Genomic DNA, 26,414 nt, shown 5'->3' with positions numbered 1-26,414 from the left:
GTCGGTGTGTCGCAGATGCACGTGTCGCGGCTGCTGGCCCGGGCGCTGGAGAAGCTGCGTGGGCAGTTGACGGAGAGCAGCTTCAGCTGACGCCGACGGGCCGGCAGACCTAGCTGACGCCCACAGGGCGAAACTGGACGCTCACCCGCGGGCCGACCTTCTTGGCGGTCTTGGGGATCGCGTGTTCCCAGGTGCGCTGACACGAGCCGCCCATCACGACCAGGTCGCCGTGGCCGAGCTGGAACTTGAGGGTGTCGCTGCCCGGGCCGGCACCGCCGCCGCGCGGCCGCAGCATCAGTGGCCGGGGTGAGCCGAACGAGAGGATCGCGACCAGGGTGTCCTGGCTCGACGACCGGCCGGTGGTGTCGCCGTGCCAGGCGACGCTGTCGCGCCCGTCGCGGTAGAGGCACATGCCGGTCGTGACGAAGGGCTCGCCCAGCTCGTCGGCGTAGTGCCTCGTCAGCCGCTCCCGGGCCGCGGTGAGCAGCGGGTGCGGGAGGTCCTCGCCGACGTCGTACCAGCGGAGCAGGCGGGGGACGTCGACCTCGCGCTCGTACATCTCGCGTCGTTCGGCTCGCCACCCGATGTCGTCTTCGAGGAGCCGCTCGAGGATCGCCTCGGAGCCGTCGACCCAGCCGGGCAGGTGGTCGACCCAGGCGCCCCGGGTGAGCGGGGTGCGCCGGACGTGACCGTCGAGGTGGCCGAGGGTCGGCTCCTCGACCAGGTCGAACATCGAGGGCTGGTGTGCGATGCCGTGCATAACCGCAGCGTAGCGCCTGTTAGTACAAGGGTGCTAACGGCTGGCTTGATCCATTATCTTGAACATCGTGATCACCGAGACGCGGGTCGACGCGGAGACCGGGGAGTGGCGGCTGAGCGCGCCGCGGCGGGCGGACCGACCGGGGCCGGCGTCGCCGGGCTGCCCGTTCTGCCCAGGCCACGAGTCGGAGACGCCGCCCGAGCGGTTGCGCGTGCCGGCCGACGGCGGGCCGTGGCGGGTCCGGGCGTTCGCCAACAAGTACCCGATCGTGAGCCCTGGCGGCGAGGGCGGGGTCACGGCGACGGGGCTGTTCCCGCAGTTTCCGGCGACGGGCGAGCATGAGGTGCTGGTCGAGTCGCCGGCGCACGACTGGGACCTGCGGCAGGCATCGTCGGCGCAGGCGCTGGACATCCTGACGGCGCTGCGATCGCGGTGCCAGGCGTTGGGCGCGCGGCGGCCGGCCGCCGTGGTGGTGTTCCGCAACTACGGTGTCGCGGCGGGTGCGTCGTTGCGGCACCCGCACAGCCAACTCGTGGCGCTGGACCAGGCACCGCCCGGGCTGGTGGCGCGGTGGCGACTGGCGCGGGGCCATTACACCGACGCCGGGCGGCGGCTGATCGACGACCTGGCCGAGGCCGAGCGGGCCGCCGGCGAGCGGGTCGTCTTCGACAGTGGCGTACTGGTCTACCAGCCGTATGCGGCCTCCGTACCACAGCAGACCGTGCTCGTGCCTTCTGACGGGCGCGGGACGCTTGCTTCCGCGACCGACGAGGGTTTGGCGTCCGTGGCGCGGGCCTTGCCGCCGTTGCTGCGCGGACTGGCCGATGTGCTCGATGATCCGGCCTACAATCTGGTCGTGCACGCGGGACCGGCCGATGTGGAGGATCGCGAGGTCGCGCGCTGGTGGCAGTGGCACGTCGAGATCCAGCCGCGGACGACTACGTTCGCGGGCCTGGAGCTGGCGACCGGCTTGCTGGTCAACCCGAGCCGGCCCGAGGAGACCGCGCCCGCGTTGGCCAAGGCGATGTCAGCCGCCGCTGGGTAGGCGCTGTGCGCGGTAGCCGGTGCGGAAGAAGCCCCGGACCGATCGGCCGCCGATGCCGAGGTTGTGGGTGAAGGCGGTCGGCGTGGTCGCCTGGAACGTGATGCCGATGTCGTCGCGCCGGCCTCGGTTGGGGTCGTACACCCGTACCGTGATGGCATTGCTGTTGCTCGTGTAGCCGTAGGCGAGCACCTGGTGGTTGACCGCGCGATCCTTGGGCTGCCGCGACGAAACGGTGATCACGCCGAGCGGCACGGGTGAACCCCGGTCGAGCTCGGCGCGGATGCCGGGCCACTCGCCGCTGACGGTGCGGTAGGCGATGCCGCGGCGGGTGAGCAGCGGGCGGCCGAAGAGCTGGAAGCCTGGTGCGTCGGCGTCGGGCATGCCCATCCACTCGTAGTACTTGGCCACGCCGCCGGGCAGGCGCCACGACTCGAGCAGCCGGCGGACGATGAACGAGTAGAGCGGGGTGCCGAGGGCCGGTCGGCTGCCCGGGGTCTGTCGGCCCGCGTGCCAGTAGTCGAGGGCGGCGAACACCATGCCGCCGCAGAGGCCGCCGTTGGCCCTGCCGAACGGCACGTCCCCGAACGGGGTGGGCACGACGACGGCGGGCTGCGCGGGCCACTGGTTGTCGAAGGTGAACCCGTGGCGCGACGGAAGGAAGTTTTCCGACACCATCCCTCCTGTCCACAGGGGTCGCCGGGCGGCGGCGCTTTCTCTAGATTGAGCCGGGACGATTGGAGATGCAATGGCCCGGGTGCGACTCGATCAGGAGTGGACAGAGCCATGACCATCTTCGGGTTCAGCATCGACGACATCGGCGCGCTGGCCGACACGATCAGCAAGGCGACACTGGCGGCCGCCGCGGTCGTGGCGGTGGTCGTGATCCTCGTCGGACTGTCCCGCGCGATCCGCGACCGGTTGCGGCAACAGTTGGTCATCAACGACACCGCGCCCCTGCCCGCGGCGATCGCGGGCAGCGAGGGCGAGGCGTTGACGCTCTCCCCATGGTTGCGGCAACGGGTGCAGGCCGCGCTGGCCGACGAGGCGGCCGCGGCCCGCGGCATCGTCGACGACGTCTTCCAGCGCGATGTCCGCCTGCACCGACTGCCGACGGCGATCGCGATCACGGACGACACCGAGCCGATCACGTCGGCGGCCAAGGACTCCATGGCCACCGTTGCCAACGGCCTGCGCGCGGTCGCGCCGGGCCAGGCCGACGGGATCCTGGGTGCGCTGAGCTCGGCGCTGCCGAGCCCGCGCGGCTGCCTGGTCCAGACGGCGCCGTTGTTGCGTGGCTCGGCGGGCAACCAGCGGCTGGGCTTGGCGATCGAGCTGCACGAGCTCGACGGGTCACCGATCGCGGCGACGACGTTGTGGGAGCCGCCGGGTGCCGACCCGTCGGGGCAGTCGTGGCAGGAGCGCCTGGTCACGTTGATCGAGCCGGCCGCGCACTGGGTGGCGCTGCGCCTGGTGGCCCGCCGCCTGCGGGCGCGCCCGGCGGGAGGGCTGCGGGTGCCGTGGCTGAGCCGGCGCCGCTCGACGGCCACCCGCCTGGAGCTGCAGCGGATGCTGGCGGCGGCGTTGACCCTCGACTCGATGAAGTCGTACGCGGAGCATTCACTGGCTTTCGGCTCGGAGGCGCTGGACGACCTTGACCAGGTCGGCGCGGCCCTGAGCGCCTACCACCGCCCGTCCGCGATCCGCGGCGCCGTGCAGGAACGCATCGGCTTCGCCTACCGTGCGGAGAGCGTGGAGCCCAAGGCCCGGCGAGCCTTCCTCGACGCCAGCGACAGCTGGGGCGAGGCCGAGCAGCGCCTGGTGACCAACCCGGGCGACAACGCGGGCTCGGTCACGGAGACGGCCCTGGCCGACGAGCGCGAGCGCCACCGGGTCCGCCGCCTCAAATGCGCCCTGCTCTCGGGCGACATGGTGGCGAGCGCCGTCGCCGCGGAAGAGCTGCGCGACCAGCCGCCGGCGGCGGCCGCCGATGCCCGCACCCTTTATGCGATCGCCTGCCTCTACTCGTGCGCGGCCGAACGGGTGGAGGCGGCGAAATACCTGCCGCTGGCCTGGAACTACCTCGGTCGCGCGCTGCTGGCGGCGACGGAAGACCTGATCTGGGACCAGGCCCGCGCCGACCCGGAGCTGGCCTACCTCGCCGAACGCCAGCGTTTCGTCGACGACCTCAACCACACCTGGGCCGTCCGGCGCCGCAAGAAGTCCCCACCGCTGCTGGTCACCGAGGCCGACGCCCTTATCCTGGCCGCGGTCAACCGGTTGGCGCCGCCTCGCCAACCGGCGTGACCGCAGCCAGCAGGAGGACTTCAGTGCCCGACGATCTTTGGCCCGCGGTCCACGCCGCGCGCGCCGCCCTCGCCGCTGACCTCACCTCACTCGACGAACAGCAGTGGGCGCACCCGACACTGTGCGGAGACTGGGTGGTGGAAGAGGTGGTCGCCCATCTCACCGCCGCGGCCAGCACCGGCACTGTTCGTTGGTTGACCAGCATCCTGGCCGCGCGCTTCGACGCCGACCTGCACAACCAACGCCGGTTGGCCGAGCACCGCGGTGCGACACCCGCCGAGACCCTCGACCAGTTCCGCAGCGTCATCACCAGCACCAAGGCGGCGACGCGCCACACCGCGGCCTGGCTGGGTGAGGTCATCGTGCACGGGCAGGACATCCGCCGCCCCTTGGCCCTGCCCACCACCCCACCGGTGGAGGCGGTCACCGAGGTCGCCCGCTTCTTCGTCAGCCGCAACTTCACGGTCGCGAGCCGCAGCAACACCAAGGGCCTGCGGTTGGAGGCGACGGACGGCCCCTTCGAGTCGGGCGCGGGCCCGCTGGTGAGCGGCACGACGCTGGCCCTCACGATGGCGATGGCGGGTCGCGCCGTCTACTGCGACGACCTGACGGGCCCGGGCGTGCCGGAGCTACGCGCCCGCTGCTCGTCCTGAGCCAGTTGGTGGTTGACCGCGGCCGTGACGCGGTCGTGGTCCCCTGTGGCGAGCAGGTCGAGCAGCGCGCCCCTGAGCACGGCGAGGGCGAGCGTGCGGCGGGCGGCGCCTTCCGCGCTGTCCCGCTCTTGTGGCGGCTGGCAGGCGGCCAGGACGGTGAGCCAGTCGTGCACCGTCGCCGCCGCGAAGCCGCCCCAGACACCGTCGGGTTCCACCAGCGAGGTGGCGTAGGTTTCGGCCCACAGGGTCAGTAGCTGCCGGTGTTCCGCGGCGGCCAGCCATCGCCAGAGGCGCTCGACCGCGGTGGTCAGTCCGATGGCCTTCGGGTCCCCGAGCTGATCCAGTAACGCGAGTTCGTCGGCGCGCGCCCGGGCCAGGACCGCCCGCACCAGGCCGTCCTTGTTCCCGAAGAGGAAAACCAGCACGCGCGGGCTGGAACCGATCGCGGTGGCCAGCGGACGCAGTGACAGGTGTGCGAGGCCGTGTTCGAGCGCGTACCGGTAGGCCGCCTCGAGCAGCTCCGCCTTGCGTGCGGACGGGATTGTCGTCTCCTGGGTCACGGGCGTAGTCTACCGTCCACTGAAACAGTCGTTTCAGTGGACGAGGAGGGGTCATGACGCAAGCGAATCCGCCGCGGACCGACATCACCGTGCGACCCGCGGACCGCCCCGGCGACCTCGGCTGGGTGGTGATGGCCCACGGCGAGGTCTACGACCAACAGTTCGGCTGGAACACCGACTTCGAGGCACTGGTCGCGCGCATCGTGGCGGACTACGCGGCCGACCAGGATCCGTCCCGCGAGGCGGCGTGGATAGCCGAAGCCGGCGGTGAGCGCGCCGGATGCGTCTTCCTGGTCGCCGACGACGAACCTGCGACGGCCAAACTGCGCATTCTCCTGGTCACGCCGGCGGCCCGCGGCTTGGGCATCGGCACCCGGCTGGTCGACGAGTGCCTCGCATTCGCTCGCCGGGCCGGCTATCGGCGGGTGGTGCTCTGGACGAACGACGTGCTCGTGTCCGCGCGCCGGATCTACCAGGCGGCGGGTTTCACTCTCACCGACGAGAAGCCGCACCGCAGCTTCGGGCACGACCTCGTCGGCCAGAACTGGACCCTCGAGCTCTAGATGATCGCGCGAAGCTGGTGGGCCACCGCCACCCCGGACGGAGCACGCCGTTACGAGGAACACTTCCGCGCGACGGTCGTGCCCGACCTGCGCGCCGTACCGGGTTTCAAGACGGCCTACCTGATGCGCCACGACGAGGGCGACATCGTGCGGATCCACGTCCTGACCCTGTGGGAGTCGATGACCGCCATCACCGACTTCGCCGGCAACCCACCCGACGCCGCCGTCGTGGAACCCGCCGCACGGTCAGCCCTCCTGACCTTCAACACGACGGTGGACCACTACAGCACTACGGTGTGGTCGTGACCCCTTCAGCTTGGTCAGACGCACACGGCCGATTGACCAACCTGTCCACGGTACCGGGATTGGCTCGCAAAGGCAGAAGAGCAAGCCCAGTCCAGTTGAACGTCCTCAACCGGCGTTGGCGGCTGGGTATTTAGGCGGGGTCAAAAGCCTTTGGCTCAGCCCCTGGGATCTCGCAGCCTCGGGGCATGAAGCAACTTGTAGCGGCTGCCGCCGCGGGTCTCATGGTTGTGGCCGTCGCGGGCCGATCGCCCGCGTTCGCCGTGTCGCAGCGGCCAACTACCTACACGGTGTCGCAGGAACCGGGCGTGCTGCCGGAGAGCATCTCGGTGAGCCGGGACGGCACCATGTATGTCACGAGCTTCGGCACGGGGGCCGTCTACCGTGGGAACACGCGCGACCCCCGCATGAAGCCGTTCCTCCCGGCCGGGTCCGACGGCCGCACCCATGCCGCCGGGGTAGAAGTGGACGAGAGCGGTCGGTTGTTCATCGCGGGATGGGACACGCGGGCCGTCTGGGTCTATGGCCCCAACGGCTCGCTGGTCGCCAAGCGCGTGGCGCCCAACGCGGCAGCCGCGCTCAACGACCTTGTCGTCACCGACGACGCTCTCTATGTCACCGACTCGGCGACCGGGATCCTGTGGCGCGCGCCGATCGACGGGGCACGGATCGGTGAGCTCACCGAATGGATGTCCCCGGCGCAGTTCCCGGTCACGCCGGGCTTCTTGAACGGCATCGTCGTGACCCCGGACCACCGGGTGGCGCTCGTGGGAGACGGCGGCACCGGATCGGGTGAGCCGGGTGATGCCCACCTCTACCGGGTGGACCTGCGGAAAAGGGCGGTCACGGAGGTCGCCGTGAACGGTGGGTTCCTGGCCACACCGGACGGTCTGCTCCTAGAAGGTCAGCGTCTCTACGCGAGTGTGAACTTCCCCGACAGCGACGGCAGCCCGACCTACTCCGTCGACCTGGCGATCCTGAACGCCGACCTGACCTCGATGCGGATGGTCTCCCGTTCGGGGTTGGCGCCAGCATCGCAGGCGCCGACCGCCGTCGCGCGCGATTGCGATCGCCTGCTGTGGGTGAACAGCCAGTTCGGCGGCAACCCGCCCACACCGCCCTTCACCGTCACCGAGGTACCCGGCCTGCGCTGACAACCCGGCTCGGCTGACCCCCAAAAAGCGGCCTGCCCGCGTGGTCAGCCGAGCCCGCGGTGCAACAGAGACCGCCCGAGAGGTGTCAGCGCGTGCACGACGGCCAACCCCGCCCGATGGGTCGTGATCAGGCCAGCGGCGCGCAGCACGGAGGTGTGCTGGCTGGCCGACCCGACCGAGACGCCGACCGTCCTCGCGACATCGGTCGTACTCACGCCGTTGCCGACGGCCGCGAGGACAGCAGCCCGCGTCCGCCCGAGCAGATCTGCGAGGGGTTGGCGGCTGGTCAGCTCCTGGCGGGACCGCTGAATTGGGAACCCGATCACCACCGGCTCATCCTCGAGGACCATGAAGGACGGTTGATCCTTCAGGTACGACGGCACGAGGATGACACCCCGGCCACCCGGCTCCAGATCAATATCGACGCCCCCGGCACACGCGTACGAGAGGGACGAGGCCTCCCAGCGCAGGAACGGGGAAAGGGTCCGCAGCGTCTGTTCGACCCCTACGTCGATCATCGTCGACGCCCGGCTGGCACGGTCAGCCTGCACGGCCGCGCTCATCTCGACCCAGTACGGCGCGACCGCGACGGCGTGGAACGCCGTGGCGGCCGCGTGGAGCGCACGCAGCGCCCGCGGGTCGCCCGAAGCCAGCAGGCTCACCCTCGCCGGCAGCTGGCCAGCCGCGAGGCGCGGAACCAACTCGGCCCGCAGGGTCGCCACCGGGGTGGCGAGCACGGTGTCGAGCTCGGCCTCGAGGTCGGTCCCGCTGTTCACGGGAGTGAGAAAGTCCGGTTCCCAGCGGGGCACCCGGCACAGATCGAGGAAAGGCCGCATCACCGGCCGCAACGACCCACGCGTCCGCGCCTTCCAGCCCGCGATACCGTCCGCTTCGACGTTGGTCATCAGGCGCTTCCCGGCCGCGGTCAGCTCCTGCATCACCGACGGCAAAGGTCGCAGCACCGTGCGGCTCAGATCCAACGCGGTCAGATGTACGGTGAGCACCCGTAGACCGTAGCCATGTGTGCGAGCGCGACCGCCGCTGTGGCCCGGCGCACACACCGAGCGGCCATGCCCGGCCGTGACCTGCAGCGCGACCGCCTGCGCGGGAGCCCGAGAGTTCGCCGTGGCCAGACATCTGGGCCTAACCTGAGAACCGGCTCCACGTTTTCCCGCAGGTCAGGTAGCCTAAGCCCCGCGGGCCGCTAGCTCAACCGGCAGAGCAGTGGACTTTTAATCCATAGGTTCAGGGTTCGAGTCCCTGGCGGCCCACCCCGTTATACAGAAAGCCGGCACCGGCATCATTGACTCTAGTAAATACGTTGGCGCGCCGGCCGTTCTTCGACATCGCCGAAAAGGATCAAGCCTGATTCGTCGACGACGACTGCGGCATCCTCGGCCTCGCCGCCGGATCGCTCGATGACGCGCCGAATGGCGTCGGCCACGTTGTCCGTGTGGGTCGTGAGCGGTCTCCGCCACATCGGCCACATCGGCGGCCCGCCTTCCGGCAGGTAGATCGGTTCAGCGCTGATGTAGCCGTGCCGCAGGTACAACCGCCGGCTTCGTTCGGTGGTGGCTTCGAGGAACGCGGCCGTTCCGGCGGCGTCCAAGGTGCGGTGGTGCTCCTGCAGCAACGCGCTGCCCACGCCGCCTGCCTGTCGGTGGGGATGCACGCCCAGGAAGGCCAGGTGGTGGTGCGGGTCCGTCGGGTGGTGGCCGGCGGTGGCCGCCGCCTTCACGGCGAACCGCCCGACGTGCTCCCCGGCGGCTTCCGCGAGCCGGGCGTCGAAGTCCGAGTTGTCCAGCGGTCCCATGGCACGAAACCAGACCGCGACCGCCGACCGGTCCGCCGTCGTGTGGACGATTCCGGTTTGAAGTGCGTGGTCGACGACGACGGCGAAGCAACGCTCGTAGACGGCGCGCCGGCTGTCGGCGTCCGCGACCAACCAGGCCCCGATCGGCCCCGGCAGAAACGACTCGACGAGGACGTCGGTGACCGCCGGAGCGTCGTCGGCCGTGGCACGGCGGATCGCGATCGGGTCCTCAACCTCGGGCAAGATGATCGTCCTTTCTGTCACACGCCGGCGCCACGGTCTGGGCCAGTGAGGTTTCGACACCCAGCCCGATCCGGGCGTAGATGTCCGGGCGCGAACGACGCAGCAGCAGAGCCCAAACCAGACCCAGCACTGCCGTGATGCCGTACGCGAGGGGGAATCCCCACGCCAGCGGTGAACTGGCCGGGGCGTCCAGCAACGACCCGAAGTTGACGACCGTGATGATCGTAAGAGCGCACAGGAAGATACCCGCGACGAGCGGGCCGCCGACGCGGTGCCACCACGACTCGTCGAGGGTGTTTCGGCGGAAGAACCCGATGACGGCCAACGACGTGGCCGCCATCAGGATGAGTACGCCCAGGCCGCCGAACGTCGTGATCCGCGCGAACATGTTCTCCATCGGATGCCAGCCGACCAGCGCGTAGGTGGCGATGACAGCGAGTGCCAGGATGCTCTGCCCGAGCGAACCGACCTTGGGTGCACCGGTGCGGCGGACGACACGGCCGAACGCCGCGGGCAGGACCTGTTCCCGGCCGAGCGCATAGGCATAGCGGGCGACCGTGTGGTGGAAGACCAGCAGGGCTGCGAACAGGCTGGTCAGGAAGAACAGCTTGCCGAGGTCGACCAACGACGACCCGACGTACGGGAGGACGAGGTTGAACATCAGGTCGGGTCCGTCGCTCTTGGCCCGGGCCACGAACTGGTCCGGGCCGGCGGCAACGGACAGCGCCCACGCCGAGAGCCCGTAGAGCAGTCCGATCACCGCGATCGCGATGTACGTGGCGCGCGCCACGGTCCGCCGTGGGTCACGGGCCTCCTCGGCGAAGACCACGGTCGCCTCGAAGCCGACGAATCCGGCAACCGCCACGACCATGAGGGCGGCGATGTCGAGGTCGAGCAGCGGGCCGGGCTGGAGGGTGTCGAACCGGACGACCCCGCCGGCCGGATGGGCGATCATGACCGCGTCGTAGATCAGCACGATCAGGACCTCGGCCGCCAGCATCGCCGCGAGGACTCTGCCGTTGAGGCTGACGTCCAACAGGCCCAGCACGGCGACGACCGCCCAACCCACCAGGGCGCACACCCACCAGGCGACCGTGAGCCCGAACGCGTCGAGCACGAGGGAGCCGACGTAGCCGAACGCACCGTACAAACCCACCTGCATGGCGTTGTACGCGACGAGCGCCACCGCCGCGGCGCTGACCCCGAACCCCCGCCCGAGGCCCTGTGTCACATAGGAATAGAAGGCCCCCGCGTTGACCACGTGCCGGCTCATGGCGACGTAACCGACGGAGAACACCGCGAGCCCGGCCGCGACGATCAGGTACGCGATGGGTATCGCGGTCAGCTCCGTAACCGCGACCGCGGTGACGGCGGCTCCGGCGATGACGGTCAGCGGCGCCGCGGCCGCGACGACGAAGAAGACGACCGAGGCGACTCCGAGCCGCCGCCGGGCGAGGCGGTCGTTGACAAAGCTCGATGGAGGCCGTGGGGGCGGCAAGGGTCACTCCCGGATGTGTGACGGAACGCGGCCCACAACCTACGCCAAAAGCGTCTCCCGCACCGTGGGGGAGTGAGCCGGCTGCCCGCCGGAAAGCAACATTGACCGATCCAGTAGCCCGATTGATGAATTCCAATGAGGGCCGGATGATGCGGGTCAGGATGAAGTTATGCGGCTGGACAGCACCGACGGCGACATGGGCATTCGCGTGCCCCTGTGCCGTCGGTCCCCGTTGCTGCCCACCTGCGATTTCTCCCGGTGACTGCGGCCACACCCTCATTCAAGTCAACGAATTGGCGGTCGCCTAAGGATACTGCCCGCCCGAAAGCTGTCAACCAGAGTCGGGCGACGGGAACACGAACAAGCACATGCAGTTGACACCCGGGGCCGGGTCTACATGCGACGCGCGAGGACGTCGGCGCCGAGCAGGGTCTGCGTCTCGGTCAACAGGATCCGCAGCGACGACGAGGTCCCGCGCAGGACGTCCGCCAGGTGCTCGCGCGCCGGACGCTCCGCCCCGAAAAGCAGGATGTCGTCGAGCTCGGCGGCATGCATGAGGCCGACGAGCGCGACATCAGGCGGAGCCAGTTCGGCGCCCGTCCGCAGGAGCAGGGCCAGCCGCCCCGACGACGAGGCAACGATGCTGGGCTCGGTAGGCCGCCACACGGTCGTGGTGCGGAAGACGGTGCGTGCCACGATCGGCGCGATGATGCCGCCGTCGTGCAGTCGCTGGATGACGTCGTCGAGCGCGGTCTCGGACAGATAGTCCAGCCAGGTGCGCACGGTGTGTGTCTCTTGCCCGACGGCGTGTGCGACCTGCCTGATCAGTGGGTCCGCGGGGACGGGTCCGTCGACGGCGATCAACTGCCTGCCCTCGACACGGGCGAGGTCGAGGAAGAGGACCTCGGCCAGCAGGCCCGCGGCGAGCGTCACGTCGATCGCCCTCGCGCGCAGCCGGGGGCGTCCGGTCGCCGCGTCGTGCGCCAGCAGATAGAACGCTCCCGCGAGCGGGACCTCGTCGATGGACGAGCGGCGGGCCAGCGTCGAGCCGGTCGGCCGGCGATCGCGGGCGTACGCGCGCGACACCGAAGCGAGACCCGCGGCGTTGGCGTCGAAGTCGACGAGCGCCACCTGGCCGGTGCGTTCGGTGGCCGGTGCGGAACCGGCTGAGACCGCCGTCATGCGCGCGATCGCGGCGGCGACGCTCGCGGCCTGCCCGACGGCACGGGCGTGCTCGACCGGCGCACCGTCTCGCAACGCCGCACCGGTCGCTCTTTCCGCAACAGCCGGATCGAGGTACGGGCTGAGCTCGCGCAGGCCGTCGTGGATCTCGATGACCCGCCGGTCGATCTGGAGCCGCATGTCAGCCACGGACGGGCGGCGCAGAGGCGGATTCAGCACAGCTGACTGGCTGACCCGGTAGATCGCCTTCCACAGCGGCTCGAGGTCACGGTAGAGCCGGTACTGCCTGGGCCAGCCGACCGCGTCGGCGAGGTACGGCCCCAGGGACGGGACGGCCAGACCGGCGGTGGTGGCAACGACGGCGAAGAGGACCAGCGCCCGCGAGATCGACGGTTCCGACCAGCCGACGTCGACGCCGCTGGCACGCAGGACGATGAACGCGAGCTTGTGAACGCCGAAAACGATCCCGCCGGCGACGCCGACGGCCAGCAGCCCGATGCCGACCCGGAGGTGGCGTGCGGAAACGAGACGCGAATAGCGGACCGACATCCGCAACACGTCCGCGGTGCCGAGGGCGCAATAGCCGAGGAACGCGACCATATAGACCAAGAGTTGCGGCTCGTACGCGTATCGGAGGGTGAAGTCGTCCGGGTCTTCGATCGTGAAGTCGCCACCCGAGAAGGTGACACCCATGACGACCAACGTCAGCATCAGCAGGGCCCACCGCCGACGGGACCGCGCCACGGCCGTGGCGGGGTTGGCCAGGAACAGGAACATCGTCTGGATTGCGGCGGCGGCGACCAGACCGAAGCTGTGGGTCAGGTATCGCGCGAGGTTGGGTACCCCCGCGGCCTGGTCGACGAGCACATAGACCGGATCCCAGCCGACGACGACCGCGGCCATCAGGCAGAGGAGCGTGAGGTTCATGGCCCGCACCGCGGGGTTGCCCGGATCGCGGCAGAGGTGGGTGCCCTTGTGCACCAGGACGACGAGAACGAAGGCGGCGACCAGGAGGTCCGCCGTTCCCGTCATCGGCGCCAGCTCCGATCGCCGGTAAGGGCCGAGCTGAACCGATCGATCACCGCGGCGTGTTCGGCGTCGCCGTCGCGTGGCCGAGGCACGGGTGACCAGCGCGCCGCGAAGGATTTGATCACGGTCGCGTACGCTTCGGCGTCGCGCTCCTCCGTCGTCAGGTAGCGACTGGTGCGGCCGAGGACACGCTGGACCATGGCCGGGTCGAGCACTTCGAAGCCGAGGGCCGCGGCGTCCAGCTTGATCTGCCCGGTGTGGCCGAGCAGCATGTGGGCGAGTTCGTGCAGGATGATGTGCCCGGCGAGCACCGACGGCGCCGCCTCGTCGACGACGACATAGTCGGCCTTGTGGGTGGCGAGCCACAGACCGCACGACGCGGCCTCCGTGGTGTCCATGCGGAGCACGTGGATCGGCCGACCTCGTCGTTCCGCGACGTTGGTGCAGAACTCCCACGGGTCGAACGGCGTGGGGATGGTGACCTCGAGGTCACGCAGGAGCCGCTCGAACCGCCGTCTGTGCTGCCCATCCACCCAGGACTCCGACCCGACGTTGCGCCCAACCGACCGGGACTATGCTAAGACATCGACCGATGCTGGTGCGTCATGCGCGTTCCTGGTCCGTGACCTCGTCGAGTCCCTCGATCCGGCGCACCTCGTCGAGCATGCCGGCCACCAGTTGCAGATAGCGCGGCGGCACACCGCGAGCCTTCAGCACGATGCCCTGCAGGTCCGGATCGCGCATGGCGTCGTCCATCATCACGTCGAGCCGCTCGCGCACCTCGATGGCCTCGCGAAGCCGGCGCAGCTCACCGGTGACCTTGTCGGTGTCGCCTACGCCCAGCAGATATTCGGGCGGCACGCCGAAGAAACCGGCCAATGCCCTGACCTGCACGACGCCCGGGTTTCGCCGTTCGCCGCTCTCGATCTGCTGGATGTACTGGCCGGAGATCTCGACGCCCTGCTCGGTCTTGATGGCCTCGGCGACCTGCCGGAACGAGTAGCGGGCCTTGCCCGGTGGGCGCACGGTCTGGAACAGGAACCTGAGCCGCTCCTGCATCGTGCGCAGGGCCGGAAGCTCCTCCCGATCAGCCATCTCACCCTCCAAGCCACGTCTGTCAACTTCTATCTCTCGTTCCGCAAGAGACTAGCCCACTTCTGGTTGACGGACAGCGGACGGCGCCGCCCGCCGCACCGGTGAAGATCATGAGTTTCAAAATGGCCAGAACGGTAAGCGCGAGAGGCATGTTCGAAGCTGTGGATATCCGAGAGTGGCAGGGAAACGCGGTCGTCGACCCGGAGGGCAACAAGATCGGGACTCTCGACGCGATCTACCTGGACACCGCCACCGATGAGCCGACTTTCGCGACTGTCACCATTGGACTGCCTACGCGACATCGGGCTGTGCTGGTCCCGCTGGCCGGTGCCAACGTCGGCCCCGACTACGTGAAAGTCACCCACTTCCGCGATCAGGTGAAGAACGCGCCGTCGATCGACGACGGTGGCGAGCTGCCGGCCAGCGACGAGCCGGACGTGTTCGCACACTACGACTTGGACTACGTGCAGGGAAGCTCGGGCGAGCGGCGCCTTGCCCGCGGGTGATCGCTTCAGGTGACGTCGCGGCGCATGGGGATCAGCACGGCGATGGCCGCGGCGGTCAGCGCGTACGCGCTCAGCACAAGGCCACCCACGACCGGCGGGAGGAGTGGGACAGTGCCGCTGCCGAGTTGGTCGGACATGGCGTCGGCGAGGTAGGTGAAATCCGTCAGCGCGGCGGTCGCTCCGCCAGGCAGGATCGGGTAGAGCGCGTTGACCCCGGGAATCATCATGAGCACCGGCTCACCCACGTAGAGGTAGCCGATCACGACGCACAGGGCGGCGACCTGGTTGCGGATGAGTGCGCCCATTCCGGCTCCGATGAGCACGTACACCATCATCGCGACGCCGATGCGGGCGAGCAGGGCCAGCACGGTGCCGGCCGGCATGCCGAGTGAGATGCCACGGGCCGCGGCGACGGTGAACAGAGCCGCCCCCGCACTGCCCGCGAGGACAACCCCGTACGCGAGGCCGGCCACCGCATAGGTGGCGAGTTTGGCGGCGAGCACCCGCCCGCGGCGCGGCGCGAACAGGAAGGTGACCGCGGCAGTGTGGTGCCGGTGCTCGGACGTGGCCGCGATGGCGCCCGCGGCGGCGGGCACGAATGCCGTGTAGCCCAGGATGCCGAGGATCGCGCGCAGGCCGGTCTCGGTGTCCAGCCCGGGCATCGGTGGGTCGAAGTTCTCCGGACCCACCAGCGCCATCGCGCCGAACATGGCACCGCCCAGCACGGCGGCGGCGAGCAGCAGCGCGCTCCACATCCGGGTGGCCAGCAGCCTGCGGAGCTCCGCTCTCACCAACAGCTTCATCGGGTGGCCGCCTGGTCTGTGGTCAGGCGGAGGAAAAGCTGTTCGAGGCTGGCGTTCTCGGTGACAAGTTCGTGTATCCGCAGGCCGCGCGCCGCGGCGAGGTCGGCGACGCTCGGCGCGTCCAGCCCACGCACCCGCAGCCGGTCGGCCGAGACGGCTTCGACCTGGGCCGCTGGGCCGGCCGCCAGAGCGGCGGCGAGGTCAGCCGCGTCGGGCGTGGTGATCAGCACCAGGGGCGGGCCGGCGAGCCGGGACCACGGCCCGGCGGCGACGAGCTCGCCGCGCCGGATCACCACGACGTCGTCCACGAACTGCTGGATCTCGCTGAGCGCGTGGCTGGAGACCAGGACCGTGCGGCCCTGGTCGGCCAGCCGGCGCAGCAAGCCGCGTAGCCACGACATCCCCTCCGGGTCGAGGCCGTTGCTGGGCTCGTCCAGCAGCAGCACGCGGGGGTCGCCGAGCATCGCCGTGGCGAGGTTGAGCCGCTGCCGCATGCCGGTGGAGAACCCGCGGATGCGGCGGTCAGCGGCCTCGGCGAGGCCGAGCAGGTCCAGCAGGTGCGTGACCCGGCTGTCCGGATATCCGCCCATCGCGGCGTAGACACGCAGGTGGTCGCGCGCGGTGTGGCCGGGGTGGAACGCGTTGGCGTCGAACACCGCGCCGACCGTGCGCGACGGCCGGGCCAGCTTGCGATATGGCCGGCCGCCGATGGTGGCGGTGCCGCTGGTCGGCGAGACCAGCCCGGTCATCATGCGCATCGTCGTGGTCTTGCCGGCGCCGTTCGGCCCGAGGAACCCGGTCACGACACCGGGAGCGACGGTGAAGCTCAGATCGCGCACGGCGGTGACGTCGCCGTATCGCTTCGTCAGGCGCGACACCTCGATCGTCATGCGCGAGCCGCCAGCGCGAGCCTGATCGTCTCCGCGAGAGCCGGCGCGGCCGGGCTGGAGAGCACGACCTCGTCGAACTCGCCGCCGGCGACGGCCCGGTCCAGCACCAGGTGCAGCCCGGGTTCGGCCCGGCGGGCCGACACCAACTGCCTGGGACCACCGAACAGCCCCCAGACGCCGACCTTGACGAAGCCGGACACCACGTAACCCCGCCGGGCGCCACGAGCCAGCCGAAGCGGTTCGTCGACCAGGGCGACCTGCCGCACCGCGGACAGCCGCGGCACGAACCGTTCCCGCCCGATCCAGAGCCGCTCCCACCCGCTGAACCGGATGTCGACCACCTCGCTGGTCACCGTGATGGTTGCCATCAGTCATCCCCCTCGTGCTCGGCGGTCGCCGGCAGGTCGGCCGGCATCAGAACGGTCGCCAACAGGCGCGGTGTCCGGCCGTCGCCGGGCTCGTTGGCGAGCAACGGGCCGACCAGCGCGTTGAGACCGGCGGCGAACTCACCCAGCTCGGCGTCCGTCAGGTGCAGCACGAGCTGGTGGTAACCGACACCGTCGGCGGCGAAGTCGACCCGCTCCCGGGCGAGATAGCGCGAGAACTCCGCCAGCAGGCTCGACATGAACGCCGTGAAGTAGCGCGCATGGTCTTCCGGAGTAGCTGAGGCCAGGGCGGCGGGGTCGAGCGTGGCGCCGTGGGCGGGCAGCGAGTATTCCCGCTCCACAGCGCCCCGGACCTTGCGTTCCGCTGCCACCTCGAGCAGCCCGGCCCGGACCAGGGTCGCCAGGTGCCTGTACATGGTGGCCTGCGGGATGTCGGGCAGCCGCTCGATCAGGTCCTGGGTGGTCAGCCGCGTGCCCGCGACCGCCCGCAGGATCCGGATCCGCACCGGATGCAGCGCCAGGTCGGCCCAGCTCTCTCTCACTCGCTCACATTATCATTATCGAGACTGATAACGTAAGACCGCGGCGTAGGCCGCCAGCAGCAGGAACGGCGCGACCAGGCCCGTCAGGCGCCCCGTGGTCAGCAGCAGGAACGCAACCACACCCAGCCCCGCTGCCACGGCCGCCCACCACGGCGCCAGGCCCGCCCGCACCGCGGCCAGCGGGACCAGGATCAGCCCGAGCAGCGCGCCGATCATCGCGGGCGCGGCCACCGTCAGGCCGAACAGCGCGTAGCCGTCCGCCGTCGCCGTCACCTCGGCCCGCACCGCCGGGTCCAGGGTCTGTTCCACCGCCAGCACCAGGTAGTCGCCGATCATCATGCCGTTCCAGTGCAGCAGGCCCAGCACCGCTACCCCGCCTGCCACCAGCCCCAGGCCCCGGCCGGGGATCGATCGCGTCACCGCCAGCACGCCCGGCACGAACAGCAGCCAGCCCAGGTGCAGGAAGAACGCGCTCGCGCCGGCCAGCCCCGGTGCCGTGCTGAACGGGTCGATCCGGGTGGCGGTGCCCGGCATCGTCAGTACCCCGACGGCCAGCGCCACCGGCGCGGCGAGCAGGCACCAGGCGCCCACCCGGTCGCGCCACGCCGGCCCGGGCGAGGCCAGCGCGGGGTTGCCCCACAGCCGGACCGCCACGACCAGGTTGGCCACCGACAGCACCGCCGGGCCGGTCAACGACAGCGGCACCGGCGAGATCGCGAACAGGAAGTAGAGCCCGAAACCAGCGAGCGCCAGAACCGCGTACCACCAGCCGACCAGGCGCTCGCGCACCGCGGCCAGCGGCGTCAACACGAAAGCCAGGACCCAACCGACCAAGCCCGGCAGTTGCCAACCCACCGACATCCAGGTGTACGCGCTGACGCGCGCATCGAACGCATCGAAGAAGGCATCGTCGACCGTGGACGCCACCGCGACGGCGGTGATGTCGGTGAGCACCAGCCCCGCGAACGTCGCCAGCCCGAACAGCACGGCCACCCACGCCACCGGCGCCAGCACGCGTCCCCGAAGTGGGCTCAGCAGGGCCAGCAGTCCGGGCACGAAGAGGACGTACGCCCAGTGCAGCAGCACGGTGTGCAGCACGGCGCCGTCCGGCGAAGCCGCGACCATGCGGTCCCAGTCCCCCGAGCCGAGCGCCGGGTCGGCGGCGGTCGCCAGCAACAGCAGCACGGGCGCGGCGGCCAGGCACACCAGGCCGGCCCGGCGGCGCAAGACAGTCGTCATCGAGATCATCTCCCCCTCGCCCCGGCGATCTGCCGGAGCGACGGGACCGTATGCGCGGGCGGCACGGCCGGGCGTCCTCATCGCCGGCGTCCGCCGTCCGCCGCACGGGGGACCACCGCTCCGCCGCCGGAGGGGCGTCGGGCCGCGCGGTCGCCCGTACCCTCGGGAAATGGTTGTCCGGCGGGTCGACGTGCTGGTCGCTGTCGCGTTCCTGACGATCGGTCTTGCCGAGGAACTCACCGCGCCGCGGCAGCTCTCCTGGTGGTGGGCGCGGCTCGGGCTCGCCACGCTGCTCGTGTTGCTGCGGCGGACCGCGCCGCTGGGCACGATGGTCGTCGACGTCGTGGTCCTGCAGGCGCTGCTGATGCCGGCCGCCCTCGACAACTACCGCGTCTGGCAGGCGTTCTGCCTGCTGATCGGGATGCACACGATCGGCCGGGAGATCATCCTGCGCGGGCCGGACCGCGACCCACCCTGGCGGCGCGCGGCCGCGGTGGTCGTCGTCGCCGGCACCCTGTGCTACCTCGTCGTGCAGGACATGGCGATGCTGTCGGATTACGTCGCCACTGTCGGCTACCTGCTCGCGGCCTGGGTGTCCGGGCTGCTGCTGCAGATCCAGGCCCGCCGGCTCGCCGAGCGCAACGCCGCCCTCGCCGCCGCCGAAGCGCTGCGGGCCCGCGAGGCGCTGACCGACGAGCGGGCCCGGATCGCCCGGGAGCTGCACGACATCGTCGCGCACAGCGTGACCGTGATGGTGTTGCAGGCGGGCGTGGTGCGGCGACGGCTCGCATCCGACCAGGCCGACCTCCGCGAGCTGCTCACCGGCGTCGAGGTCGCCGGCCGGGACGCCGTCACCGAGTTGCGCCGCACGCTGGAGCTCCTGCGCGGCGCCGCGCCGCCCGCCCTCACCCCGCAACCTGGCCTGGGCCGCCTCGACGACCTGGTCGAGCAGCTCGCGGAGGCCGGCCTCATGGTGACGGTGACCGGCCGCCCGTCGGGGCCGCTCCCGACGAGCCTCGACCTGTCCGCGTACCGGATCGTCCAGGAGGCACTGACCAACGTCCTCAAGCACTCCGGCGCGGACCGCGCTTCGGTCACGATCGACCAAGGCGCCGACGCCCTGCGACTGACCGTGACGGACTTCGGAAGCGGCGGCGGGACGGTGCGGGTGCGGCTGCGGGAGGGGCACGGCATCGTCGGCATGCGCGAGCGCGCGGCCATGTTCGGCGGCACGCTGGACGCCGCACCCGGCCACGACGGCGGGTTCCGGGTCGAGGCGACGCTGCCCGTCGTCGCGCGCACCGGCACCGAGGCGGTGCCGGCGTGATCCGGGTCGTCATCGCCGACGACCAGGCCATGATCCGGGCCGGGCTGCGGATGGTGCTGGACACCGAGCCGGACATCACGGTGGTCGGCGAGGCCGCGGACGGCGCCGACGCGATCACCGTCGCCCGGCGCACCAGCCCTGACGTCGTGCTGCTCGACCTCGCGATGCCCCGGATGGACGGTGTCACGGCCGCCGCGCGCCTCGGCGCGCTGGACAGCCCGCCGCGGGTCATCGTGCTGACCACGTTCGACAGCGACGAGAACCTCTACGCCGCCCTCCGCGCCGGAGCCAGCGGATTCCTGCTCAAGGTCTCGCCGCCGGAGCAGCTCGTGACCGCGATCCGGGTCGTCGCGTCGGGCGCCTCGCTGCTCGACCCGGCGGTGACCACCCGCGTGATCGCGGCGTTCACCCGCCAACCGGCACCGCATCGGCCCGCGGTGCTGGACCGCCTGACCCCGCGCGAGCGTGAGGTGCTCCGGCTCCTCGCCCGCGGTCTGGCCAACGTGGAGATCGCGCGACACCTGGACCTGGGCGACGCGACCGTGAAAACCCACGTGGCGCGCGTGTTGATGAAGCTCGACCTGCGCGACCGCGCACAGGCCATCATCTGGTGCTACGAGCACGGCGTGGTCCGCCCCGGGGAGTCTGAGGCATTCATGCCGGAAAAAGCGTGATGCCCGTTTAGCATGAGTCCACTATGCGCACCGTATCGAGGCGTATCCGCCTGGCCGTGTTCCCGCTGATTGCCGCCCTCCTCGCCGTGACCGCCACCGGCTCCGCCAGCGGCGCACCGCACGACGGCTACGCCACCCCGGGCGAGGTCATCACCGTCACCACCACGGCGGTCGGTGACCCGGGCAACCCGTCGGTCGGCGTCGTGCCGTTCACCGACGCGGTCTACCGCTCCTGCGCGGACGCACCCAGCGGCTGCGTGACCGTCGGCCGGGTCGCGTACCCGTACCAGATAGGTCGTCTCGAAGTCACGGTCGCGCAATGGGTGGCGTTCCTCAACACCGCCGACGCCGACGGCCGCGACCCGCACAACCTCTACGACGTCACCGAAAGCTCGACGGCCTGGCCTCGGTACGGGCAGATCGACTTCGACCCGCGCGCGACGCGGGGCTCGCACTACTCCGTCGCCTATCCACAGTGGGCGGACAAACCGTATGGCTTCGCCACGTTCCTGCGGGCGGCCCGCTTCGTCAACTCGCTCGACAACGGCGAAGTGCTCTCCATCTCGACCCGCGGCGCCGGCCCGTTCCGCTACACGGACTACCGGGTGCGACTCTCGCCGAGGACCGAGACCGGCATGTACGACCTGGCGCGCCGCGCACCGACCCGGACCGCCCGGACCGGCTTCGTGGTGCCGAGCCAGAACGAGTGGATCAAGGCCGCGTACTACGACCCGCGGCACGGCGGCACCTACAGCTACTGGAAGTACCCGACGAACCCCGGCGTCTTCGGCGACGGCGACGCCACGGCACCCAACCCGACGGTGCTGAACGCGACGACCGGCGACGTGACGAACGGAGCGACCCAGCCGCTGGCCACCTACCGGTTGAGCGGCGAGCCCGCACCGGCCTGGTGCCCGGCCGAGCGGGAACCGTGCGCGGACGTCAACCCGATGGGCCTCGACCCGACGACGTACGCGTCGCTCTACCAGGGCAGCCTCAGCACCGCGGGCCAGGCTCGCACGCTCTCCCCGTGGGGCACCCTCGACCAGGGCGGCAACGCGGTCGAGTGGACCGACACGCTCACGCCGCCGCCGGCGGGCCAGACCGGCGAACGAGTCTGGCGCCGCCTGCACGGCGGCATCGCCAACGCGGCGGCCTTCCAGTTGTGGCCGTCGGCGGTCGGCCTCCAGCCGCAGGACAACGCCTTCTTCGCACACAGCTACCCATGGCTCGGCATGCGCATCGGCCGGATCTAGGCCTTCGCCGCGGGCGGGCCGCTACAGCAGCGCGGCGAGCTTGTACAACACCAACGAGCCGGCGACGGCGACGTTGAGGCTCGACCCGGTGCCGATCATCGGGATCTCCACCGCACCGTCGAGCAGATCGAGGGCCTCCGGCGGGATGCCGTTGGCCTCGTGCCCGAGCACCACGACGGTCCTTTGCCGCGCAGGGGAGAGATCCGCGAGCCGAACCGCCTCGTCGGCCAGTTCCACGCCGAGGACGGTCGTCCCGGCGCGGCGCTCGTCGGCGAGCCAGCGAAGCGGATTGCCGACCCGGTGCACGCAGGCGGGTTGCCGCAACGTGTTGCCGCGGGCGAGAGCCTGGTCCACCCAGCCGAACGGCGGCACCGCCAGGCACGCGCCGACGGCGTCACAGGTGCGCAGCAGCGTGCCGAGGTTGGCGCCGTGCATCGGCCACAGGGGCGCGGCGATGAGATGTCCCCAGCATCGGTGCCGGCGAGGACGCCGGGCCGACCGGATCTCCTGAGGGGTCCGGACCCGTATCGCGGGCTTCACCGGACGGGAGCAGCAACGCTCCAGCATTGAAAGACCATGTATGACGTGCTTCTCGGCGCACGCGAACCATCGACGACAGGGGTGCTTCCGCCCGCCAGAATACCGCGTCGCAACGAGGGCCAAGACGCCCGACGGCCCTGGCAGCCTTGCCGTGTCAGCGGTGGTGTCAGGTGCGTGGCGGGGGCGTGGCAGGCCTGGTGTCGATAGTCGTCGCATGACGAACAACAACCACGCAGAGGAGAGCGTCATGCAGAAGTTCGACACCCCTACCGCGATCTGTGCCGTGCTTGAGATTCCTGCTGGACGAGTGCAGTTCATCGCCGCGGACCGGGCTGACACGACGGTGCGGGTCCTGCCCGTGAACGCGTCGAAGAGCCGTGACGTGAAGGCGGCGCAGCGGACCACGGTCGCATACCGCGACGGTGTCCTACGGATCGCGGACCCGACCGCGAAGAGCACGATTGTTGGTTCGTCGGGGTCTGTCGAGGTGATCGTCGAGTTGCCCGCCGGTTCCCGTGTCGAGGCGAAGGCGGCTTGCTGCGAGGTGCGCGGTGTCGGTCGGCTCGGTGATGTCGCGTTCGACGGCGCGTACCGCCGGATCACGATCGACGAAGCCGCGAGCGTGCGTCTGACGGCGATTGACGGGAACGTGGAGGTCGGTCGGTTGGGCGGCCCCGCGCAGATCAGCACCGCGAGGGGTGACATCCGGATCACCGAGGCCGTGCGCGGCGCGGTCGTGCTCCGCACCGACTACGGCGACATCTCGGTCGCTGCCGCCGGCGGCGTCTCAGCCAGGCTGGACGCGGGCACCGGCTACGGCCGGATCAGCAACGCGCTCAAGAACGACGGCGCAGCCGAACTCGACATCCGCGCGACGACCTCGCACGGCGACATCACTGCCCACAGCCTCTAACAAGCGACCAGCCGCACCCACCGCGACGAGATCATGCCAGTCGCGGTGGGGCGGATTCGCTGTTGAGGTGGAACGGCGGGACTGCGGCCGTGGTGGCCGCTCCACAATGGATACAAGTCCTCGACCGTGAGCGCCGTCTCCTCACTACTGAGACGCGCCACGAGTGCGGGCGCGGGCCGCTGCGGCGAGCGCGAGGCCGAGGCCGCTGAAGGCCAGGCCGCTGCCCACGGCGATTATCCAGGGCCGCCGGGAACGACGTCGACGCTCGGGCCGACCCCATTCCCGCGACATCTGGTCGAAGAGGTTGCGGCGGCGGTGGCTGCTGGTCATCGCGGTTCTCCCCCGACAGAGCTGGTGGCAACGCCACCGTCTCAAGCCACCACGTTCCCGGCCTTCCCCTGACAGCGGGAATGGCCTCCCCCACGCGGGGGAGCTAGCCGGACAACAGCCCGCGTTCGGACATGAACGTGCGCAACGTCTCCGCGTCCTCAGCGGACATCAAGCGACGGGGGATCACCGTCGCCGGCATCCGGCCGACGTACACGATCCAGAACTCAGGCGTCTCCGAAACCTGGGCGACCCCGTCCCAGGCGATGCCGCCGGATTCCGTGCCGCTGCGCATCATGATGTTCTCTTCGGTGATGTCGTAGCCGCCCTCGACGGCGTAGCGGCCGGAGCGGCGGCGGGCCCGCAACCGCACCAACGGCGCGAACAGCATCGCCGCCAGGCCGCCCACGATCAGCGCTACGTACAGCGGCAGGATCTGCTCGCCCCAGGAAACTCCCTGCGAAACGCCGACACCGATCGCCCCAAGCGCCACCAGCACCACGCCGACGTAGGCGTACTTGCGTAGCCCGACACTGCTCATCACCGCGGCCACGCGGCCCGGATAGGCGGGATCGGCCGGGACGTCGAAACGAATGTGCACGTCAGAACGATAGCCGCGCGGGGCGCATCGGTGTGTGTCCGGACATTAGGGCGAAAGCGGTGGTCTACTGGCGTGATGCGTGCCCGCGCCGCGACCGCTTGCGCCTTGACCGTCGTGCTCGCGCTGTCGGCATGTGCCCGCGTCGCCGTGCAGGCGCCATCCGAGCAAGCAGGAGCCGAAGTGCTGACCGGCGCCGGCGACATCGCCTCCTGCGCCAGCAACGGCGACGCCAGGACCGCCGACCTGCTCGCCGGCATTCCCGGCGAGGTGTTCACCCTCGGCGACAACGCCTACCCCAACGGCACCCCCGAGGACTTCGCGAAGTGCTACAACCCGACCTGGGGACGATTCCGCGACCGCACCCACCCGACGATCGGCAACCACGACTACGGCACGGCCGGCGCCAAGGGGTACTTCGACTACTTCGGAGCCGCGGCCGGGCCGCCGGGGGAGGGCTGGTACTCCTACGACCTCGGCGGCTGGCACATCGTCGTACTCAACAGCAACTGCCGCATCGTCTCTGGTGGCTGCGGCGCCGGTTCGCCGCAGGAGACCTGGCTGCGCGCCGACCTCGCCGCCGCCGCGAGCAGGACCGACTGCGTCGCCGCCATGTGGCACCACCCGCTGTTCACCTCCGGCACCGTCGAAGCGCCGACCCCGGCCGTGCGCCCGCTGTTCCAGGCTCTCTACGACAACGGCGCCGAACTCGTCCTCAACGGCCACAACCACCAGTACGAACGCTTCGCACCACAGACTCCCCAGGGCACTTCGGACCCGGGGCGCGGCATCCGCCAGTTCGTCGTCGGCAGCGGCGGTGCGAGCTCCTACGGCTTCGGCCCGCCGGTCCCCAACAGCCAGGTCCGGATCGCGGACACGCCCGGCGTACTCCGTCTCACTCTCGACGGAAGCGGCTATGACTGGGCCTTCCTCACCCCCGGCAACCCGTCAGCCAAAGACACCGGCCACGACAGCTGCCACTAACCCGCTCGGCGGGTGGTGCTGAAACGCCGCTGGTAGGCGGCGGGGCTGATCGACAGCTTCCGGGCGAAGACCCGTCGCATGCTCTCGTAGCTGGGGAACCCGGCGAGGCTCGCGGCCTGCGTCGCGGTGTGTCCCTGGTCGAGCAGCGCCCGCGCCATGTCGAACCGGATGCCTTCCACGTAGCGGGCCGGCGTCGTCGACAGCTCGTCGTGGAACAGCCGGGTGAGCTGCCGGGTGCTCACGTTGAGGTGTTTGGCCAGCGCACCCAACGAATGGTCGCCGCGTGGGTTCGCGGTCACGAGGTCGGTGATCGTGCGGAGGGTCGCCGACCGGGGCGGTGGCCCCTGCAGCGGCGCCGAGAACTGGGACTGGCCGCCCGCCCGCTGCATGTAGACCACCAGGGAACGGGCGACGTCGCGCGCCAGGTCGGGTCCGTGGTCCTCCTCGACCAGCGCGAGCGCGAGATCGATCCCGGCGGTCACACCTGCCGACGTGTACGTGGTGCCGTCGCGGACGTAGATCGCGTCCGGCTCGACGTGGCACGTCGGGCACCGGAGCGCGAGTTCGTGGGCGACCTTCCAGTGCGTGGTCGCGCGCTTGCCGTCGAGGAGCCCCGCCGCGGCGAGCACGAACGCCCCGGTGCAGACCGACACGACCCGGCCGGCCGCCGCCGCTGGTGTCCGTGCGGCGTCGGCCAGGTCGCCGGGGACGCGGGTGCGCGGGTAGAGATCGGATCCGGCCACCATGAACGTGTCGAGGCCTGGCTGCGCCGAGACGGCGCCGTCGACCGCGACCCGGAACCCGAGGTTCGACGTGACGTCCGCACCCGTCGGCGACAGCAGCGCGATCCGGTAGTCCGCGCCGAACCGGTTGGCTTCCTTGAAGACCTCCGCGGGACCGGCGACGTCGAGCAACGTCACGCCGTCGTACACCAGGATCCCGATGCGATGAGGGGCGGACACCGTTCATTCGTAACACACCGTTACCGGAGGCGGTCCGGTGTCCGGATACGAGGGATTCCTGGCCGGACTGAGGCGGCGCCACGCACCGCGGGGTGGGCAGCATGGACGCCCGACATACGCGGAAGGTCACAGGCCATGCCAGAAGTCATCGTGGGGTTCGAGCTCCCTGAGACGCACGCCGTCGCCGAGGCGACCACCCGCGCTCAGGAGCTGACCAGCCCGCCCGTCGAGCGCGTCCTGGGCTCGCCCTGGCGGAGCTGATTTA

Annotated in this window: 32 protein-coding genes and 1 tRNA gene; 15 read left to right on the top strand and 18 right to left on the bottom strand. The window is 70.6% G+C overall.

Annotation, left to right across the window (positions count from 1 at the left end):
- Positions 1 to 90 (top strand): sigma factor-like helix-turn-helix DNA-binding protein (locus tag Air01nite_RS41805; protein WP_308440001.1); only part of this gene is annotated, 90 nt, incomplete at its 5' end.
- Positions 91 to 109: 19 nt separating this feature from the next.
- Here the strand turns inward: Air01nite_RS41805 and Air01nite_RS33155 are convergent.
- Positions 110 to 760 (bottom strand): alpha-ketoglutarate-dependent dioxygenase AlkB, encoded by a 651-nt coding sequence (locus tag Air01nite_RS33155; RefSeq protein WP_203707306.1) that lies wholly within the window; start codon positions 758 to 760, stop codon positions 110 to 112.
- A gap of 67 nt (positions 761 to 827) precedes the next feature.
- Between Air01nite_RS33155 and Air01nite_RS33150 the strand changes: the two genes are divergently transcribed.
- The gene (locus tag Air01nite_RS33150; protein ID WP_203707305.1) at positions 828 to 1,805 is read left to right on the top strand and encodes a galactose-1-phosphate uridylyltransferase; all 978 of its coding nucleotides are present in this window, start codon (positions 828 to 830) and stop codon (positions 1,803 to 1,805) included.
- Here Air01nite_RS33150 and Air01nite_RS33145 read toward each other — a convergent pair.
- Entirely contained in the window at positions 1,788 to 2,477 is a 690-nt protein-coding gene (locus tag Air01nite_RS33145) for a hypothetical protein (RefSeq protein WP_203707304.1), read from the bottom strand. The two genes, Air01nite_RS33150 and Air01nite_RS33145, sit on opposite strands and share 18 nt — an antisense overlap.
- A gap of 111 nt (positions 2,478 to 2,588) precedes the next feature.
- Here Air01nite_RS33145 and Air01nite_RS41395 point away from each other — a divergent pair, with 111 nt between their 5' ends.
- Positions 2,589 to 4,109 carry a hypothetical protein gene (locus Air01nite_RS41395; RefSeq protein WP_239091140.1) on the top strand — a complete coding sequence of 507 codons (1,521 nt, stop codon included), beginning with the start codon at positions 2,589 to 2,591 and terminating at the stop codon, positions 4,107 to 4,109.
- Between the two features lie 23 nt (positions 4,110 to 4,132).
- Positions 4,133 to 4,762 (top strand): maleylpyruvate isomerase family mycothiol-dependent enzyme, encoded by a 630-nt coding sequence (locus Air01nite_RS41390; protein WP_239091139.1) that lies wholly within the window; start codon positions 4,133 to 4,135, stop codon positions 4,760 to 4,762.
- Here the strand turns inward: Air01nite_RS41390 and Air01nite_RS33135 are convergent.
- Positions 4,702 to 5,322, bottom strand: a complete 621-nt coding sequence (locus tag Air01nite_RS33135) for a TetR/AcrR family transcriptional regulator (RefSeq protein WP_239091138.1) — start codon at positions 5,320 to 5,322, stop codon at positions 4,702 to 4,704. The genes Air01nite_RS41390 and Air01nite_RS33135 overlap by 61 nt on opposite strands.
- A gap of 53 nt (positions 5,323 to 5,375) precedes the next feature.
- Here Air01nite_RS33135 and Air01nite_RS33130 point away from each other — a divergent pair, with 53 nt between their 5' ends.
- The 3 genes from Air01nite_RS33130 to Air01nite_RS33120 all read left to right on the top strand — a co-directional run bounded on the left by Air01nite_RS33130 (position 5,376) and on the right by Air01nite_RS33120 (position 7,342).
- On the top strand, positions 5,376 to 5,885 hold the full coding sequence (locus tag Air01nite_RS33130) for a GNAT family N-acetyltransferase (RefSeq protein ID WP_203707302.1): 510 nt from the start codon (positions 5,376 to 5,378) through the stop codon (positions 5,883 to 5,885).
- Positions 5,886 to 6,191 (top strand): antibiotic biosynthesis monooxygenase family protein, encoded by a 306-nt coding sequence (locus tag Air01nite_RS33125; protein ID WP_203707301.1) that lies wholly within the window; start codon positions 5,886 to 5,888, stop codon positions 6,189 to 6,191. It begins immediately after the preceding gene.
- 221 nt (positions 6,192 to 6,412) lie between these two features.
- Entirely contained in the window at positions 6,413 to 7,342 is a 930-nt protein-coding gene (locus Air01nite_RS33120) for an SMP-30/gluconolactonase/LRE family protein (RefSeq protein WP_239091142.1), read from the top strand.
- A 44-nt stretch (positions 7,343 to 7,386) separates the two neighbouring features.
- Here the strand turns inward: Air01nite_RS33120 and Air01nite_RS33115 are convergent, their stop codons facing one another.
- Positions 7,387 to 8,346, bottom strand: a complete 960-nt coding sequence (locus tag Air01nite_RS33115) for an ArsR/SmtB family transcription factor (protein WP_203707299.1) — start codon at positions 8,344 to 8,346, stop codon at positions 7,387 to 7,389.
- 194 nt (positions 8,347 to 8,540) lie between these two features.
- Here Air01nite_RS33115 and Air01nite_RS33110 point away from each other — a divergent pair.
- Positions 8,541 to 8,613: transfer RNA gene (locus Air01nite_RS33110), tRNA-Lys, on the top strand.
- Between the two features lie 38 nt (positions 8,614 to 8,651).
- On the opposite strand, the gene Air01nite_RS33105 is transcribed toward Air01nite_RS33110, so the two are convergent.
- From Air01nite_RS33105 to Air01nite_RS33085, 5 genes are all read right to left on the bottom strand, one after another.
- Positions 8,652 to 9,287: a GNAT family N-acetyltransferase gene (locus tag Air01nite_RS33105; protein WP_239091137.1), complete on the bottom strand. Its 636-nt coding sequence runs from the start codon at positions 9,285 to 9,287 to the stop codon at positions 8,652 to 8,654.
- Positions 9,288 to 9,384: 97 nt separating this feature from the next.
- Positions 9,385 to 10,896, bottom strand: coding sequence for an APC family permease (locus tag Air01nite_RS33100; protein WP_203707298.1), 1,512 nt, complete (start codon positions 10,894 to 10,896; stop codon positions 9,385 to 9,387).
- A gap of 393 nt (positions 10,897 to 11,289) precedes the next feature.
- Entirely contained in the window at positions 11,290 to 13,110 is a 1,821-nt protein-coding gene (locus tag Air01nite_RS33095; protein ID WP_203707297.1) for a GOLPH3/VPS74 family protein, read from the bottom strand.
- Complete coding sequence (locus Air01nite_RS33090; RefSeq protein ID WP_203707296.1) at positions 13,107 to 13,640, bottom strand: hypothetical protein; 534 nt, start codon at positions 13,638 to 13,640, stop codon at positions 13,107 to 13,109. The genes Air01nite_RS33095 and Air01nite_RS33090 overlap by 4 nt, the downstream gene beginning before the upstream one ends.
- A 70-nt stretch (positions 13,641 to 13,710) precedes the next feature.
- The gene (locus Air01nite_RS33085) at positions 13,711 to 14,202 is read right to left on the bottom strand and encodes a helix-turn-helix domain-containing protein (protein WP_203707295.1); all 492 of its coding nucleotides are present in this window, start codon (positions 14,200 to 14,202) and stop codon (positions 13,711 to 13,713) included.
- Positions 14,203 to 14,312: 110 nt separating this feature from the next.
- Here Air01nite_RS33085 and Air01nite_RS33080 point away from each other — a divergent pair, with 110 nt between their 5' ends.
- Positions 14,313 to 14,708 carry a PRC-barrel domain-containing protein gene (locus tag Air01nite_RS33080; RefSeq protein WP_239091136.1) on the top strand — a complete coding sequence of 132 codons (396 nt, stop codon included), beginning with the start codon at positions 14,313 to 14,315 and terminating at the stop codon, positions 14,706 to 14,708.
- Between the two features lie 5 nt (positions 14,709 to 14,713).
- Here the strand turns inward: Air01nite_RS33080 and Air01nite_RS33075 are convergent, their stop codons facing one another.
- Genes Air01nite_RS33075 through Air01nite_RS33055 form a run of 5 tightly spaced genes read right to left on the bottom strand, consistent with a single transcriptional unit; the run spans position 14,714 to position 18,568 of the window.
- Positions 14,714 to 15,499 carry an ABC transporter permease gene (locus Air01nite_RS33075; protein WP_239091135.1) on the bottom strand — a complete coding sequence of 262 codons (786 nt, stop codon included), beginning with the start codon at positions 15,497 to 15,499 and terminating at the stop codon, positions 14,714 to 14,716.
- Positions 15,500 to 15,507: 8 nt separating this feature from the next.
- Entirely contained in the window at positions 15,508 to 16,401 is an 894-nt protein-coding gene (locus tag Air01nite_RS33070; RefSeq protein ID WP_203707293.1) for an ABC transporter ATP-binding protein, read from the bottom strand.
- Positions 16,398 to 16,769 (bottom strand): hypothetical protein, encoded by a 372-nt coding sequence (locus tag Air01nite_RS33065; protein ID WP_203707292.1) that lies wholly within the window; start codon positions 16,767 to 16,769, stop codon positions 16,398 to 16,400. Before Air01nite_RS33065 ends, Air01nite_RS33070 begins: the two co-directional genes overlap by 4 nt.
- Complete coding sequence (locus Air01nite_RS33060; protein ID WP_203707291.1) at positions 16,769 to 17,329, bottom strand: helix-turn-helix domain-containing protein; 561 nt, start codon at positions 17,327 to 17,329, stop codon at positions 16,769 to 16,771. The genes Air01nite_RS33065 and Air01nite_RS33060 overlap by 1 nt, the downstream gene beginning before the upstream one ends.
- Positions 17,330 to 17,344: 15 nt before the next feature.
- Positions 17,345 to 18,568 (bottom strand): hypothetical protein, encoded by a 1,224-nt coding sequence (locus Air01nite_RS33055; protein ID WP_203707290.1) that lies wholly within the window; start codon positions 18,566 to 18,568, stop codon positions 17,345 to 17,347.
- 169 nt (positions 18,569 to 18,737) lie between these two features.
- Between Air01nite_RS33055 and Air01nite_RS33050 the strand changes: the two genes are divergently transcribed.
- From Air01nite_RS33050 to Air01nite_RS33040, 3 genes are read left to right on the top strand one after another with little or no spacing between them, the layout of a single operon-like run.
- Positions 18,738 to 19,895, top strand: coding sequence for a sensor histidine kinase (locus Air01nite_RS33050; RefSeq protein WP_203707289.1), 1,158 nt, complete (start codon positions 18,738 to 18,740; stop codon positions 19,893 to 19,895).
- Complete coding sequence (locus tag Air01nite_RS33045; protein ID WP_203707288.1) at positions 19,892 to 20,569, top strand: response regulator; 678 nt, start codon at positions 19,892 to 19,894, stop codon at positions 20,567 to 20,569. The genes Air01nite_RS33050 and Air01nite_RS33045 overlap by 4 nt, the downstream gene beginning before the upstream one ends.
- 56 nt (positions 20,570 to 20,625) lie before the next feature.
- Complete coding sequence (locus Air01nite_RS33040) at positions 20,626 to 21,825, top strand: SUMF1/EgtB/PvdO family nonheme iron enzyme (protein ID WP_203707287.1); 1,200 nt, start codon at positions 20,626 to 20,628, stop codon at positions 21,823 to 21,825.
- A 21-nt stretch (positions 21,826 to 21,846) separates the two neighbouring features.
- On the opposite strand, the gene Air01nite_RS33035 is transcribed toward Air01nite_RS33040, so the two are convergent.
- Positions 21,847 to 22,260 carry a TrmH family RNA methyltransferase gene (locus Air01nite_RS33035; RefSeq protein WP_239091134.1) on the bottom strand — a complete coding sequence of 138 codons (414 nt, stop codon included), beginning with the start codon at positions 22,258 to 22,260 and terminating at the stop codon, positions 21,847 to 21,849.
- A 256-nt stretch (positions 22,261 to 22,516) separates the two neighbouring features.
- Between Air01nite_RS33035 and Air01nite_RS33030 the strand changes: the two genes are divergently transcribed.
- The gene (locus Air01nite_RS33030) at positions 22,517 to 23,278 is read left to right on the top strand and encodes a DUF4097 family beta strand repeat-containing protein (protein WP_308440000.1); all 762 of its coding nucleotides are present in this window, start codon (positions 22,517 to 22,519) and stop codon (positions 23,276 to 23,278) included.
- A gap of 144 nt (positions 23,279 to 23,422) precedes the next feature.
- Here the strand turns inward: Air01nite_RS33030 and Air01nite_RS33025 are convergent, their stop codons facing one another.
- Positions 23,423 to 23,608, bottom strand: a complete 186-nt coding sequence (locus Air01nite_RS33025) for a hypothetical protein (RefSeq protein ID WP_203707285.1) — start codon at positions 23,606 to 23,608, stop codon at positions 23,423 to 23,425.
- A 103-nt stretch (positions 23,609 to 23,711) separates the two neighbouring features.
- Positions 23,712 to 24,206, bottom strand: a complete 495-nt coding sequence (locus Air01nite_RS33020) for a YcxB family protein (RefSeq protein ID WP_203707284.1) — start codon at positions 24,204 to 24,206, stop codon at positions 23,712 to 23,714.
- Between the two features lie 180 nt (positions 24,207 to 24,386).
- On the opposite strand from Air01nite_RS33020, the gene Air01nite_RS33015 reads away from it, so the two are divergent.
- Positions 24,387 to 25,187, top strand: coding sequence for a metallophosphoesterase family protein (locus Air01nite_RS33015; protein ID WP_239091133.1), 801 nt, complete (start codon positions 24,387 to 24,389; stop codon positions 25,185 to 25,187).
- On the opposite strand, the gene Air01nite_RS33010 is transcribed toward Air01nite_RS33015, so the two are convergent.
- Positions 25,184 to 26,149: a GlxA family transcriptional regulator gene (locus tag Air01nite_RS33010; protein WP_203707282.1), complete on the bottom strand. Its 966-nt coding sequence runs from the start codon at positions 26,147 to 26,149 to the stop codon at positions 25,184 to 25,186. The two genes, Air01nite_RS33015 and Air01nite_RS33010, sit on opposite strands and share 4 nt — an antisense overlap.
- A gap of 135 nt (positions 26,150 to 26,284) precedes the next feature.
- On the opposite strand from Air01nite_RS33010, the gene Air01nite_RS41695 reads away from it, so the two are divergent.
- On the top strand, positions 26,285 to 26,410 hold the full coding sequence (locus tag Air01nite_RS41695) for a hypothetical protein (RefSeq protein WP_275408321.1): 126 nt from the start codon (positions 26,285 to 26,287) through the stop codon (positions 26,408 to 26,410).
- The last annotated feature ends 4 nt before the right edge of the window (positions 26,411 to 26,414 follow it).

The sequence above is a fragment of the Asanoa iriomotensis genome, from assembly GCF_016862515.1.
In the GTDB taxonomy this organism is placed as follows: Bacteria; Actinomycetota; Actinomycetes; order Mycobacteriales; family Micromonosporaceae; genus Asanoa; species Asanoa iriomotensis.
This window is presented reverse-complemented; position numbering and strand designations above follow the sequence as displayed.